This is a genomic window from Pseudomonas cichorii (assembly GCF_015471405.1).
Lineage (GTDB): Bacteria > Pseudomonadota > Gammaproteobacteria > Pseudomonadales > Pseudomonadaceae > Aquipseudomonas > Aquipseudomonas serbiensis.
In genome coordinates this window covers 54,801-69,622 of record NZ_BLVZ01000001.1, presented here as the reverse complement: position 1 = coordinate 69,622, position 14,822 = coordinate 54,801, and the positions used below count along the sequence as shown (strand labels likewise).

Annotated in this window: 13 protein-coding genes; 1 reads left to right on the top strand and 12 read right to left on the bottom strand. The window is 52.3% G+C overall.

Features of this window, described 5'->3' with window-relative positions:
- Genes tssK through tssA form a run of 12 tightly spaced genes read right to left on the bottom strand, consistent with a single transcriptional unit; the run spans position 1 to position 13,761 of the window.
- Positions 1 to 1,335, bottom strand: a complete 1,335-nt coding sequence (gene tssK / locus JL015_RS00275; protein ID WP_201016932.1) for a type VI secretion system baseplate subunit TssK — start codon at positions 1,333 to 1,335, stop codon at positions 1 to 3.
- Complete coding sequence (gene tssJ / locus JL015_RS00270) at positions 1,328 to 1,828, bottom strand: type VI secretion system lipoprotein TssJ (protein WP_201017202.1); 501 nt, start codon at positions 1,826 to 1,828, stop codon at positions 1,328 to 1,330. Before tssJ ends, tssK begins: the two co-directional genes overlap by 8 nt.
- Positions 1,828 to 2,616: a type VI secretion system-associated FHA domain protein TagH gene (gene tagH, locus JL015_RS00265; RefSeq protein ID WP_201016931.1), complete on the bottom strand. Its 789-nt coding sequence runs from the start codon at positions 2,614 to 2,616 to the stop codon at positions 1,828 to 1,830. The genes tssJ and tagH overlap by 1 nt, the downstream gene beginning before the upstream one ends.
- 18 nt (positions 2,617 to 2,634) lie before the next feature.
- Entirely contained in the window at positions 2,635 to 2,775 is a 141-nt protein-coding gene (locus JL015_RS00260; protein ID WP_201000341.1) for a type VI secretion protein, read from the bottom strand.
- Between the two features lie 52 nt (positions 2,776 to 2,827).
- The gene (locus JL015_RS00255) at positions 2,828 to 4,345 is read right to left on the bottom strand and encodes a sigma-54 interaction domain-containing protein (protein ID WP_201017201.1); all 1,518 of its coding nucleotides are present in this window, start codon (positions 4,343 to 4,345) and stop codon (positions 2,828 to 2,830) included.
- Positions 4,346 to 4,355: 10 nt separating this feature from the next.
- Complete coding sequence (tssH, locus tag JL015_RS00250) at positions 4,356 to 6,935, bottom strand: type VI secretion system ATPase TssH (RefSeq protein WP_374063351.1); 2,580 nt, start codon at positions 6,933 to 6,935, stop codon at positions 4,356 to 4,358.
- A gap of 12 nt (positions 6,936 to 6,947) precedes the next feature.
- A complete protein-coding gene (tssG, locus tag JL015_RS00245; RefSeq protein WP_201016930.1) occupies positions 6,948 to 7,949 on the bottom strand; it encodes a type VI secretion system baseplate subunit TssG in 1,002 nt (333 codons plus the stop codon).
- On the bottom strand, positions 7,913 to 9,703 hold the full coding sequence (gene tssF, locus JL015_RS00240; RefSeq protein WP_201016929.1) for a type VI secretion system baseplate subunit TssF: 1,791 nt from the start codon (positions 9,701 to 9,703) through the stop codon (positions 7,913 to 7,915). The genes tssG and tssF overlap by 37 nt, the downstream gene beginning before the upstream one ends.
- A gap of 33 nt (positions 9,704 to 9,736) precedes the next feature.
- The gene (gene tssE / locus JL015_RS00235; RefSeq protein WP_201016928.1) at positions 9,737 to 10,144 is read right to left on the bottom strand and encodes a type VI secretion system baseplate subunit TssE; all 408 of its coding nucleotides are present in this window, start codon (positions 10,142 to 10,144) and stop codon (positions 9,737 to 9,739) included.
- A 27-nt stretch (positions 10,145 to 10,171) separates the two neighbouring features.
- On the bottom strand, positions 10,172 to 11,647 hold the full coding sequence (gene tssC / locus JL015_RS00230; protein WP_201016927.1) for a type VI secretion system contractile sheath large subunit: 1,476 nt from the start codon (positions 11,645 to 11,647) through the stop codon (positions 10,172 to 10,174).
- Positions 11,648 to 11,673: 26 nt separating this feature from the next.
- Complete coding sequence (gene tssB, locus JL015_RS00225) at positions 11,674 to 12,180, bottom strand: type VI secretion system contractile sheath small subunit (RefSeq protein ID WP_201016926.1); 507 nt, start codon at positions 12,178 to 12,180, stop codon at positions 11,674 to 11,676.
- Between the two features lie 33 nt (positions 12,181 to 12,213).
- On the bottom strand, positions 12,214 to 13,761 hold the full coding sequence (gene tssA / locus JL015_RS00220; protein WP_201016925.1) for a type VI secretion system protein TssA: 1,548 nt from the start codon (positions 13,759 to 13,761) through the stop codon (positions 12,214 to 12,216).
- A gap of 537 nt (positions 13,762 to 14,298) precedes the next feature.
- Between tssA and JL015_RS00215 the strand changes: the two genes are divergently transcribed.
- On the top strand, positions 14,299 to 14,814 hold the full coding sequence (locus JL015_RS00215; protein WP_201016924.1) for an Hcp family type VI secretion system effector: 516 nt from the start codon (positions 14,299 to 14,301) through the stop codon (positions 14,812 to 14,814).
- The last annotated feature ends 8 nt before the right edge of the window (positions 14,815 to 14,822 follow it).

Genomic DNA, 14,822 nt, shown 5'->3' with positions numbered 1-14,822 from the left:
TCATGAGTTCCTGATGGCCCAGAATTTCAGTTCGAGCCCGTCAAACTCACCTGAAACATGGAAAGCAAAGCCACAGGAGTTTTCCACCTGGGCTTGTTCCTGAGTACTGAGTTCGAGAATGAAATAGGTCTTGTTCGAGTGAAACGGAATCTGCCGGGGCGCGACCGGCAGTGGCCTGAGCCTGATTCCCGGTAGATGCAGGCTGACCAGTTCGCGGATGCTCTCTACAGACCCGACCTTGAGATGTGAAGGCAATCGATGCCGTAACTCTTCGGTATCGCAATGCGCACTGGCCGCCAGAACGAACGACGCCGAGCCAAGCAATTGCTGATCGACACGTGGGGAAACCAGAACCCCATACTGACGGGCCTGAAGTTCCAGTTCGGTTGCATGTTGCTCAAGCACCATCGACAACACTTGCCGGATATCAGCCATCAAGGCCCTGAACGTCGCACACTGATCGCCATGTCGATAAGTGCTGCTCAGTGAGGGACGCCTGCTGTCACTGCCGAAAGTGGCCAGGTCACCCAGCATGACCAGCAGCACGCGGTACAACTCTTCAGGATGAACATCTTCGATATTCAGGTAATGCTTCAGGATAAGTTCAGTGCGATTGATCAGTTGCAACATCATGAAGTCGCCAACTTCCGCGCCCCCGACCTTGCCGCTCGCCCGAATGCGCCCGGCAATGACGTCGCCTCTGTATTCCAGCAGGCCCACAACTTCCTTGAGGCATGAGGCCAGATAGGCCGAGCTGCGAACGTTGATGAATGTCGGTGTGAACTCAGTCGCCAGGGTGATCGCCTTGTCTGGAGAAACAGACAGGACATGGCACAGCTTGAGCTTCACATAAGTCTGTTCACTCTGCTGCTCACCCAGCAGCAGGCGAAACTCCGGGCGCGCACACATGATCTCAGTGGCGTTACCCTCCCCGGCATTGGAGTCGGATATCTTGCTTGTATAGGCGGTGTAACGTGCCAGCACATCCGGCTGTTCAGGGCCTCGCGCCTCAATGTAATTCCCGGTCACCAGCGGCAACGCAAGATAGACCGACGTGTCCATGATGTCTGGCGGTATATCCAGCACCAGAGGTTTATCGCGGTCCCTGAGGTCAAAGATGCTTCCATCGGGAAGAACACCCGAGGCCTGCGCAATCACTATTTGCCCGGAAGCAAGAAACTGCGGGTCAATCACCAACGTCATGAAACCCCACAGGTAGGCACCGGCCAACCGTGTACGGGTCTTCATCTGATGGTCATAGTAACGGTCGTTATGCTGGAAGTGCTGCGGGCGCAACAACATACCTTCGCGCCAGATGACTTTATGCTCATTCATGACCGGTCATTCGCTTCGGCTGATATTCATCACTGCGGTGAATACCGGTTTCATCGAGTGTCAGCCCGGTGCGCGTATGCCCTTCGGCCGTCAGCGGGATAACATGGCGCCACCGGGCTTCAGGCAGGTTTCGATAAGCCGCCAGGACACCGATATATTGACTGTCTTTACCGGCTCTCAACTTGAGATCGATACGTTGCCCTGGCAATAACTCCAGTTCCTCACTGATCACCAGATCCTTATTCAGGGATTCCCTCGCACGCCCATACAAACTGAAGAAATCCAGGTTCTCGAAAGTGACGGGATGCCTTAACTCCAGCAGACGCAAGACAATGGGAGATGACCGACCATTGATATCCGGATTAAGGTAATCACTGGCAGTCAACTGCAGACTCAAACGAGTCTGGGTCGAGTAAGGCGACAATGCCGAACAACCGCCAAGTGCCAACAGCACTGACAGCATGATCGAACTCCTGAAGCAAAACATAAGCATCATCCTTGGGTATTGAAATGGAGGGTATTGATCAGGCGAATCTGCTCTTGATAGGCCTGAGAAAAATTGCGAACCAGCAGGTGTTCTTCCCATTCACTCTCTTGTTCCAGAGTGCGGTAATGGCGCATATACGCGCGCCAGCGACTGCCCGCTGTCCGCAATAACGAGGCACCGTTATCCAGCTCAAACTGCCAGGTCAGGTGTTGCGGTGAAAAATGATCGAAAGTGGCACGCACCAGGGTCCGACCGGCGTCAAACATGGCAACCTGATGCGCCTGCAAGTCACGAAAGGCCTGAACAAGCGACGGCGATGTGCCCAGCAGCAATTTATCCATTGCAATGCTGACATCTGCCGCGTCTTCAAGCGGGCTAATGCTGTCAGGTACTAACTGCAACTCGCGTTTCAACTCACTGCGGGTGTGCAGGTTTTTTCGCAAGCCGCCAATACACTGCCGGAACAGGCGAGCGGTATTTATCGCCAGGGCTTCACGGCCGGACAGTTCAAGATGATCGAGACTGATCCCCAGCGCATCGCCAAACTCTTTCCAGAAGTCGTCCATCAGCCTTTCCGGCTCGACCGGACAAGGTTCAGTGACTGGCATATCAATCAACTCAGGCAACGACATATGTTCACTGTCTACTTGAGCATGATCCTGACTCTGGCCTGTCTGCCAGGACGCACTGGGCAATGAATAGAAGTCATTCATGTCTGAATAAACACTGTTTCTGGACTCCAGTGCTGCAAGAGGGTCCAGCAAGGTGTTTTCCACTTCAAAAAGCCGTTCCATGAGCACACCTATTTATGATTACTTACCACGGTTTAGTGAGTCGGGATCGCCCAGAGGACGGTACTCGTCATCATCAAACTTGAAGTGGCCAGTGCATCCCGCAAGAAAGGCAATAACCACAAGAACAGAAACAGCAGGCAGCCAGTAGCGAACACTCATAAAACCTCCATGAGCATGAATAATAAGAACAACCTGAAGAGTGTCTTCTTAATCAGGCATGCAACTCATCGCGCTTGATGTTCAAGTGAGATATTCGATAAAGCAGCGTGCGACGGGCCAGCCCCAGTTCACGTGCAGCCAGACTGCGATTGCCGCCACTCTTGCGCAAACTATCAAGCAATACGCTGCGCTCTACTTGTTCAAGGCGCTCCCGCAGATTGAGGCTGGTGTCACGACTCAGCAGCTTTACATCGAAAGAGAAATGCTCAGGCAGTAGTTCATCGCCTTCGCACAGCAGCACAGCGCGTTCGACAAGCCCCTTCAACTCGCGGACATTGCCGGGGAAGTTACGTTTGCACAGCAGAACAAGCGCGACTTCGGACCACCGAACAGGGACCCGTTGAAGAAAGTGGCAGGCCTTGTCGGAAAAATGCCGTGCCAGCTGCACAATGTCGCCTTCACGATGGCGCAAGGCAGGCAACTCAATAGGGAACTGTGCCAGACGATAGTAAAGGTCTTCCCTGAACAGACCTTCGGCGACCAGCGCCTGAAGATTGCGGTGGGTTGCTGCGATGATGCGCACATCGATCTTGCGGGTAACGTTTGAGCCCAGCGGACGGATCTCTCCTTCCTGCAAGACCCGTAATAACTTGGCCTGCAGAGACAGCGGCATATCGCCAATCTCGTCCAGCAACAGCGTACCGCCATTGGCCGCATCGAACAGACCTGCCCGGTCACGATCCGCCCCGGTAAATGCACCTCTGCGATAACCGAACAGCTCGCTTTCCAGAAGCCCCTCAGGAAAGGCACTACAGTTCTGGACGACAAATGGCATGGAGCGACGAGGCCCGTGGTCGTGGATGGCTCGGGCAACCACCTCCTTGCCTGTGCCTGTCTCCCCGGTCAGCAAAACGGTATATGAGCTATGCAGAACCTTCCCGATCAAGTGACAGGTCTGATGCATGATCTCGCTCTGGCCGATCAAGCCATAGCCGGTGTCTCGAGGAGTCGTTGCCAGAGGCTGAACGAAAGGCTCCTGCAGGTTGCGCAGACGTTGCAGCAGATGCAATTGCGCAAGCACGAATGCCCCCAGCCCTCCCAGTGACTCAGCAAAACCCGCCAGAACCCGGCTCTCAAGGCTGGCGCACAATAACAGGCCGGCAACCCTCTGTTGCTGATTGATCAGAGGGACACATAACAATGACTTCCAGGCCTTTTCATGGGGCGGCAAAAAATCGGTGTCGAATGAACAGACACCGAGTTCACTCACACTGACAACCTGATTCTGGCAGAGGCATAACTGCAATGGCTGCTCGCTGTTGAAGTCCACTGCAAGGCTTGCAGTGACTCCAGGTATGACCACACCGTCCCGAGACTCTGCACACAACTTCAAGTGCGTATACGTGGCATCGAGCAGATACAACCGCGCCAGCTCGCAACCACTCAGTTCCGATGCCGCCAGAGCAAAACCCTGCAACAGCATCTCGCTATCGGATATCTGCGAAATGCTGGTGTATTGAATACAGAGTTCCTGTGCATAGCCGAGTGGCTCTTCGATTGAATCGAACATGAAGCCCATATCACACACACTCGCAAATAACGGTACCAGTACCGTCGAGCGTGACATGTACTTTTTCCAGCCTGTTTCCCCTGGCCATGGCATCCAGTACGTGGTCTGCAATCAACGGCAATACGTGAAGGTCGAGCAAACAGTCGACCAACCGGGCACCGCTATCGCTTTGAGTACAATGCTCAGCCAGGTAAGTGACCAGTTCCTGGCAGTGGCTGAACATCAGTTGCCGGCCTGACAAACGCTCACCCAGACGACGAAGCTTGAGTTCGATCAGTTCCCGCATCAGTGGCCCACAGATCGGGTAATAAGGCACCACCTGCATCCGTGCCAGCAACGCCGGCTTGAAGTGAGCACTGAGCACCGGGCGAACAATCTTGTCCAGCTCATCGGCATCAGGCCGCTGACCGTTCTGGCAAAGCATCGTGATGTAATCGCTCCCAAGATTGGAGGTCATCAGGATCAGGGTATTGCGGAAATTGATCTCCCTTCCCTCGCCATCATTGAGCACACCCTTATCGAATATCTGGTAGAAAAGATTCAATACATCGGGGTCGGCCTTTTCCACTTCATCCAGTAAAACCACCGAATATGGCTTCTGCCGGACGGCCTCTGTCAACATGCCACCTTCGCCATACCCCACATAACCGGGTGGCGCACCGATCAATCGGGAAACCGTATGTTTTTCCTGAAATTCGGACATGTTTATCGTGATCAGGAAGCGCTCTCCGCCATAGAGAAGATCAGCTAGAGCCAGAGCCGTTTCTGTCTTGCCGACACCACTGGGGCCTGTCAGCAAAAAGACGCCGACAGGTGCATCGGGTTTGTTCAGGCCTGCCGCCACCGCACGCATGGATCGATCAAGAGCCTGAACAGCCTGTTCCTGACCTCGAATCCAGAAACGCAGGTCCGAAGCGAAGTCAGCGACCTTTTCGCTGTACTCACGGGCCAGTTGTGAAAGCGGAATACCGGTCCAGGCGCTGACCACCTCAGCGACCAGACGGGGACAGACCTCAAAACTGACCAGCCGGTTGCTTGCCTGGGCCTGGACCAGACGCTGATGGGTAATCTGCAGTTCATACTCAAATGATTCGGATACGGCGTCGTGGTCTTTCTGCGCACGCGCAGCAGCCAGCTTCTGTCGTAACTCAAGCAAATGCCCGGCAATCTCTCGTTGCTCAAGCCAGAGCCTTTCCAGTTCAGCCTCATCCTCTCGAACCTGCGCCATCCGGGCTTGCAGCGCATACAGCAAGCACGCATCAACCGACAATCCGGCATCTGCATCACGCCGCAAGGCATCGAGTTGACGCTGCCCCTCAGCCAGCTCGGCACGCAGACGTTCAAGGCTTTCAGGAGCCGCAGCAAGACTGATGCGGACACGAGCACAGGCCGTATCCAGAACATCAACTGCCTTGTCCGGCAACTGTCGTCCGGTCAGGTAACGTGCAGATAACCGGGCTGCCGCAACCACCGCATCATCACGCAGATAAACACCGTGACTTCTTTCATAGACCTGGGCCAGGCCGCGCAGAATGGTGATGGCTTCATCGACCGTAGGCTCATGCAACTGCACAGGCTGAAAGCGCCGTGAAAGCGCCGGGTCTTTCTCGAAATACTTCTTGTACTCTGCCCAGGTGGTTGCCGCGATGGTCCGCAACTCCCCTCTCGCCAGAGCAGGTTTCAGCAGGTTCGCCGCATCGGAACTGCCGGCCTGCGCTCCTGCGCCGATCAGGGTATGGGCCTCATCGATAAAAAGGATGATCGGTTCTGGAGAAGACTTCACCTCATCGATGATGCCTTTGAGGCGACGTTCAAACTCCCCCTTGAGGCTTGCACCTGCCTGCAACAAACCCATGTCCAGAGACAGAAGTTCGACGCCCTGCAAAGGCCGAGGGACTTCACCACGGGCAATCCGTAGCGCCAGCCCCTCCACAATGGCAGTCTTCCCGACGCCCGCCTCGCCGACCACAATCGGGTTGTTCTTTCTGCGACGGGCCAGGATGTCGATCATCTGCCGGATCTCGGAATCACGGCACAGAACCGGGTCGAGCCCGCCCTCACGGGCTTGCCGGGTCAGGTTGTGGGTGAAACGGGCCAGCAGGGACTCCCCGTTTCCTGACGGGACATCGGCAGAGGCAACCTGCTCGCCAAGCGCAAAGTCCCGCACACGATCGGTATTTATCTTCGCCAGAAGTGGCTGATAACGGCTACCGGCGTAGCGGATCGGATTGCGCAGCAGAGCCAGGATCAAGGCGGCCTGACCTATCTCGCTCTGGCCCAACTCCAGATTGGCGACCAGTAACGCATCCTGAAGCCACTGAACCAGCTCAGGGGCAAATACCGGATTTCGGGAGGAGCTTTGCTCCATGCTCATTTGCAACGTTACCGCCAGCTCTCCTGGCTCGACATCTGCGTCCTGCAAGGCGCGGGACAGTATCCCCCCGGGACGCTCGAGCAAGGCCAGCAGCAGATCCTCTACTAGAATCTTGCTCCCGCCTCTTGCCACACAACGCCCGGCAGTTCCCTCAAGGTCTTGGCGGGTTACTGCATCCAGTGCCTTTACAAGTTGTTGCAGGTCTACATTGATCATGAATATCTGTCCTTAATGGCTATTCAGAGTGACGAGCCCGTCAGCCCGCTCACATCCAAGCCAACTGCTCCAGCCGAGATGGCAACGGTTCGATTCGCCAATACGCAGCTCTCTGATTTCGTCCTGGCGTAACTCCAGACGAATGTCGTAATCCAGTTGATCGCGCAGGGTGAAACGCACCAATGCCGAAAGACTTCCAAAACCGGAACCTATGGGCAGGAATTCGTGAAAGCGATTCCAGCCGAGCTGTTTGATATGAATACGGAACTTTCCACCTCGGTCGCAGACTCTTTCGCCCAGTACAACATCCTCGCCAAGACGGTTATTCACCACACCCAGGCGATTGCATTGCCGCTGAACAATATCGACCGAGCGCTCCATACACTGCTCGATAAATACACCTGCATGTTTGAAGTAGTAACGCAGAACAGACTCTATCAATGCTGCTGAATGAGCCCGTAGACTCAGCAACCCCAGATAAGGCAACAAACGCTTCCAGTTCAACTCTTCAGTACTGCGAATATCCTCCCCTGCGAGGCCTATCAGCGCAAAAAGCTGCCCTGAAAACGAATCCTGCGCACCACGGGTGAAACTGGCGTCATAGCGATATTTACACCAGACCGGAAAAACAAGTCGTTGCAGACGGTGATGAAAGACATCAAGAAACGAACGTATCGTTTCCGCGTCCCTGCTATCACCCAAGGCTTGCTCACTATAAAAAGCAGGTAATGGCGAACTGGCTCCGGACAAACACAAAAGATTAAGCCCGAGCCGTGCTCGTTGCTGTCCATTTTCTTCAAAAAAGTGCAGACAATCGATATCACTCGCGGGGAACCCCAGACTTGGATTGGCCTGAAACTCCAGCAACTCCTGAATCTCGTCTTCATCGATATCAGGGTTACTTTCCCGAAGTCGTTCGAGAATCAAGGGTATTGCCTGAAACAGGGAATACCTGGGTATTTCCTGACTCAGTCGATTCAGATCAACGACTGAAGTCCCATGCGCGGCGTCCATTCGTATACCTCTCCCTGGGTGCTCTTGACATGCAACTCGTGAAAAGAGTTGAGACTGGCATAAAGAGCAAAAAACTCATTAAGTACCGAGGCAAAGACAAACAAGCCTCCTTCACCGGCACACCCTTGTGTATCGATCAACAACTCGGTTTTCAATCCACGAACAGGAAGGCCTCGATATAAATGGTCGACCGGTTCATGACGGATAGACTTGAGCGCGCTCAAAAGCAGCTTGCTGACCTTTTCCGCCTGCTGATCGTAATGGCGTGGAAAGTCATACGTTTCCAGAATGTTTCTCAGTGCCGATACATTGTTCAATGACAGATAGTTCAAGGACATGTTACTTATCACTCGCCACAGAAACTCTCTATGCAGAGGTGGCGCAAAGCAGCGAGTGGCCGGTGTAATGTTCTTGAACCTCAAAAAGTCAGGCGTATCTTCACAAGGCCTGCAAATGCCCCCCATCGGTATGTGAAAGGGAAGACCCTGATGGGTACACGTCAACTCTACAGCGACTGTTTCATGTCGCTCAGTCTGGCGACCATCAAAACTCAAATACGTATCCAGACCATCATGCAAAGGCGAAGGATGCTGACGAATGCTGTAATAAGGCTTGGGCTGCTGCACATCAAAACTGGAATCGTGCTCGAATGACTCGAACAGCACAAACTCCTGATACCCAAGACCTCCCGGCTGCCAGCCCGTCACCTTATCGACCGAAAAGATCCCGCATTTTTCTGAACCATGACCGCCCGGCATCAAAAGATATTCATCCCGGGTTCCTTCAAGACGAATGGGCACGGCATCCTGCTTGAACAGATTCACGACAGGAGTGCAATACAGCTTGATATTGTGAAGAGTGGGTCGTAAACGCTGAATATCATTTTTTGCAATATCAAATGACAACTCAACGCCTCTCACCTTTTCAATGAGCTCCTGTGCCAGCGTGTTGACAACCTCAAGCCCCAGCACATCGACGAATAAAAACTTCTCTTTAAATATGAAATACTCTTGCAGATAACGATAACCACGAAACGTATTCAAGGGATAGGGAATCAGTGCCTCTTCCTCGGCGAACCCCACAGGTTGCACTTTGTCGACAGGGATATTGAACGACACTTTCTCCCCGGCAGCTCCTGTCGTCAAAGGATTACCCTCTGCATCCAAAGGAGTCACGCTGACCCTTTCAAGGTTACGCATCAGGCCCAGGTACAACATCTCGCTGACGTGTGGTTCTCCGGCAAGATGCAGACGCAAGCGATTCAATTGCAGAGAATCAATCGCTCCATCACCGTTCATCTCAAGACGCAGGCCAAGTAATACACCGCTGCCATTTTCCGAGCAACTCAATGCGCTCAGTCTTAACGGCAGAACTTCCGTCTGGTAGCAGGTGCTGAAACGACAGACAGAATCCTCGACAGGTATGCTTTCTACAGGAGTCCCACGGGCAACGATCACTCCCGTTCCTGAATATTCAAGCGGCTCGAACTGCAACATGCTGACAGCCGGAAACGGGCGCATGTAATTCGGCCATAACAACTGCACAAGGGAGTGAGTCAGTTCAGGTAACTCATCATCGAGTTTTTGCCGCAGGCGTCCTGTCAGGAATGCAAAGCCCTCCAGTAACCGCTCGACATCCGGATCACGCCCGGCCTGCCCTAAAAAAGGGGCCAGTGAGGGATTACGCTCGGCAAAGCGACGCCCTAATTGACGCAACGCCGTCAACTCACTTTGATAATAGTTATTAAAAGACAAGCGTTACCCACCTGTTCAGGGACTGATTGACACTTAATTGATATTTACTTTTCCACAACCATCCAGGCTTGCTACAAAATTTACGGCACGCTTTATACCGTCCACCGTCAGGAAGCCCTCAATGGAAAATCGCAACTTCAACTTGTCATCTCCGTGTGGCAAGGGCGCGATACATACACCAGATAAACGAGGCTCACACATTCTGATGAAAGCCTCGATAGTTGAACGAGAGGAGACAAGGATGTCATGCAGACTCATGCTCATATCATTCAAATCCGGCAGCCCATAATCGGGCAGTGTCTGTACGCTACCCGCTCGGGTACTAAGCATTTTCGCAAGATGAGCAGCCACCGAAGCAATGACACACTCTTCACGGCTCATACCATTGCGGCCCCTGCTCTCACCCCCCAGACGCTCGAAAAGACTACCGTAAGGACTCATTTCAGAGCGCCTGCGACTTTCATCCCGTTATTCCTTGTCCAGCTTGCCGACCAGGGAAAGCGTAAAATCCGCTCCCATGTATTTGAAGTGAGGCCGCACGTTCAGGCTGACCCGGTACCAACCTGGTTCGCCCTCAACGTTGCTGACAATAATCTGCGCAGCACGCAATGGACGTTTGCCACGGACATCGGCACTTGGGTTTTCCTGATCCGCCACGTACTGGCCAATCCACTTGTTCAGCTCAAGCTCAAGATCGGTACGCTCCTTCCAGGACCCGAGCTGCTCACGCTGCAGCACTTTGAGGTAATGCGCCAGTCGGTTGACAATCATCATGTAAGGAAGCTGAGTGCCCAGCTTGTAGTTCAGCTCGGCCGTCTTTCCCTCGGCACTGATGCCGAAGAACCTGGGTTTCTGCACGGAACTGGCGGAGAAAAAAGCTGCGTTATCACTTCCCTTGCGCATGGTCAGGGCAATGAATCCCTCTTCGGCAAGTTCATACTCACGGCGATCGGATACCAGCACCTCGGTGGGTATTTTGGTTTCGATCTCACCCATGCTCTGGAAGTGGTGCAGCGGCAGCCCCTCAACGGCACCGCCACTCTGAGGGCCGATAATGTTCGGACACCAGCGAAACCTGGCAAAGCTGTCGGTCAAGCGAGTGGCAAATGCATAGGCCGTATTTCCCCACAAGTAATGTTCATGGCTACCGGAAACGTTTTCTCTGTAGATAAACGTTTTCACCGGGTTCTCTTGCGGATCATAGGGATTGCGCAGCAGGAAACGCGGCACCGTCAAGGCGCAGTAGCGAGCGTCTTCCTGTTGACGAAAACTTTGCCATTTGACGAATTGCGGGCCATCGAAGTGATCTTTCAGATCCTTCAGGTCAGGCAAGCCTGTAAATTGCTCAAGACCAAAAAAACCGGGACCGGCAGCAGCGATGAATGGTGCATGAGCCATGCAGGCAACACTCGATACATACTGCAGGGTTTTCACGTCAGGCGAACTTGGCGAAAAGAAATAATTGGCGATGATCGCCCCAACCGGGTTACCACCGAACTGGCCATATTCGGCGGTATAGACATGCTTATAAAGGCCTGACTGCATGACTTCTGGCGAGTCTTCAAAATCATCCAGCAAATCTTGCCGGGATACGTTCAATATTTCGATTTTTATATTTTCACGAAAATCAGTGCGTTCAACCAGCAATTGAAGACCACGCCATGAAGCTTCCAGTGCCTGAAAGTCTTTGTGGTGCAGGATTTCATCCATCTGCTGACCAAGCCGGGTATCGATCTCGGCGATCATTCGATCAACCAATGCCTTTTTTACGGGCTCCTTGCTGTTATGTGGCTTCAGCAACTCTTCAATGAAAGCAGCTACTCCACGTTTGGCAATATCATAAGCCTCGTCGCCGGGCGTCAGTCTTGTTTCGGCGATGATCCGGTCAAGAACCCCATACTCTACAGCGTTGTCATTTTCTGACTGTAGCGCTTTAGCACTCATTAGATTGATTTCCTTATGCTTATAACTCAGGCGCTTTCCGATGCAGCACTATCCAATCCCAACTCACCCAGTACACGGTTGCGAGACTCATCATCGGCAAGCACACTTTCAATGGCCTTGCGAAAAGCAGGTGCATTCCCAAGAGGCCCCTTGAGCGCCATAAGGGCATCCCGCAATTCCATAAGTTTTTTCAGCTCGGGGACCTGTTCTACCAGGCTGGCCGGATTGAAATCCTTGATTGAGCGAACCCGGACATTGATGCCCAACTCTTCACTGCCATCAGACGCTTGAAGGCGGTTTGGCACACTCAACGCAAGTGTCAATTCCTGCTTTTCCAGTACAGCGTCAAAACTGTTTTTATCGATGCTTATTGATTTTCGATCCTCAAGCTTCCGCTCATCGGCACGTTGCGTAAAATCACCCACCACCAGAAGTTTGAATGGAAGCTCAACTTCTTCCTTTGCACCTCCAATCGCAGGTTTGAAGGTGACGTTTATCCGTTCTTTAGGCGCGACAGAACCTTCTTTTGCCATATGTTTCCCCTTTAGCGTTCCAGCCTTCAAGGCTTACTCAAGTAGCACCTCAAGATCGAGGTGACAAAGCCTGCGGTATATTTCATCCTTGCGTTCCCTTACCACATTGCTTTGCGGCAAGCTTTCATAGCAGCTATTCAATGTGTGCAGCACTTTCAAGGAAAGCTCGGGCTCCCATGTATGAAACCCTGACGCCTGTAAATACTGATCCAGTATTTCCAGCTGGCTTTTGGCAAGTTCATATTTCCTTGCGGTGTAACAAAGTTGTGCCAAGGCGAACTGCCAATAAAATCGATCCCGCTGACTCTGAGCAATCTGCAATTTTTGTTTAAGCATCTGAACGGCCGTCTTGAGCCCTTCTTTTCGCGAAACTTCCAGCGCCTCCTGTAACACCTGTTCCCACTCAGGTTGAGCAGCACTTTTTTCACTGGTATCAGCGGGGCTCGCAACCTGGACATGGGGCATTACCTGCTCACTGATCCAGCCTCGCGTATCATCATCGGCGAAAGGCGATCCATCATGGAACTTCAGATCAGAAATGCCTGGAAGCCGCTGCAGGAACAAGGCAAAGAGAACCTCCACCTCCCGCATAGCCACCTCGGATTTCAATGCACGCAAGCACTCCCATACCAGACGCTGCCCATCAAACCAGAAAGGTGACTTGGCAAGACTGGCTTCAATATCAACCACCAGATCCGCATAGTGTCCCTGCTGAAAACGCTCTGCGTAGCCTTTCACTGTATCCTCTGAAATGCCGTGTAACGTGGTTATCTGCCTGACATTGCATTCGGGCATTCTGTCTGTAGACAACCACAACACCGTGCGGCTCAGGCGTAAAGCACGTACATCAGTAGCTTTCTGGCGTAACCACCAGGCGCATAATAACCGCGCACTTTCCTGCTGATCTTTCAATGCTTTATGAGCATCTTTTTCGTTTTCAATGACTGCCTCATTTTTAAAAACCCTGGCAGCCACCTGCTTTACCTGGGCAACAAGACTTTCTGTATCAGGCTTACTTTCGGTCGCACGCTGTACCATGCCTGCAAGCCGGCGACGAACTGGCAAAAGCAGCGGCGCCTCATCACCCAGACGACTCGTCAGCACGTTATCCAGAGCTTCAAGTATTTCAACCAGCTTTTGAAACAACGCTAACTGCGTTGTCACAGATACATCTTCGGCAAGCGCCTGTTCGAGCCGGGGGACCAGCCAATTCAACGCTGCCGTTCGAGTTCGCAACTTTCGAGGATGAAGCACTGGCCAGTGATGACTGCATAAATAGTGAAGCAAACTTACTCCTGCCAACAACCCGGAAAATGATTCACATTGATACAAGGCCCACGTCAACCAGACCGTAACACGCAAATCCCTGGAGCATCCACGCAAGATATATTCACTGCCCTCACGCACTTTAAGCCAATCGACCTGTACATTCCCCTGCAATGAGTACGCCTTGCCAACTTCCGCTTCCAGAGCCTCGAATTCGTTTGAAAAACGAATATCTTCACCTTCATGGGACATCTGGGAAACAGGTTGTTCGACAAGTTCAAGGCAATGAATGGAAAGCTTATCCAAGTAAGTCATCACTCAACCTTGCCCGACCAGTCAGGCAATTAACACGCAGATCAGAAAGACGCTTTGCGAAACTCACGATGCGGACACTAACCATGAAAAAATTCTTTAACAAGCAGAAAAAGCTCACACCGCAGACTTTCGGACCTTTCCTACAGCGCTGTCGGTAAAAATTTTACAATCCCCCTTGAAAATTCATGACCGCGGCCAACAGATAGCCGAAACACCAAATCAACCCCTGCAAATCAATGCGACAAAAATGCCATCATGCGCAAGTTTTTGCGCAATACATTGTGGATATAGCTGTGAATAACATTCCACACCACTCATGAAACAAGGCTTGAAAAACACATATGCAAGAACTTGCGCAAGTGCGCATTTTTTTGCGCAATTTTCCCGTTGAAATCGCCTGTTTTAAAACTAGCAAAATGCCAACTCCATGTTCCAAAAAGGAAAAATAAAACTGGCACACTTCTTGGTATTAGACAGGCTGTACCACTGGCGAAATATGCCGCTGGACGCTTATTTTTTTTTGCAAGGAGAGTATCAATGGCTATCCCCGCCTACATGACCATCACAGGCACCGGCCAAGGCCTGATTACTAAAGATGCCTCTACTTCCGAATCAGTCGGGAATATCTATCAGGAGAATCATGAACATGAAATCATGGTCCAGGCCATTAGTCATGTGGTTACTGTTCCCAGTGATCCGCAGTCAGGTCAACCTACCGGTCAGCGCGTGCATAAGCCCCTATGCATCACCAAGGTTTTCGACAGATCTTCCCCTCTGTTGCATGCAGCTCTTAGCGCCGGCGAAACCCTGTCCAAAGTCGAAATCCACTGGTACCGCATTAATGACGGCATACAGGAGAACTATTACGTCACCACGCTGGAAGACGCAATCATCGTTGAAATCAAAGACTACATGCATAACTGCCAGGATCCAGCCAGCAAGCATTTCACCCACTTGCAAGACGTCCATTTTACCTATCGCAAGATAACCTGGACTCATATATCGGCCCATAGCCTGGGCTCTGACGACTGGCGCGCCCCTGTCAAAGCCTGAGTCTGAAT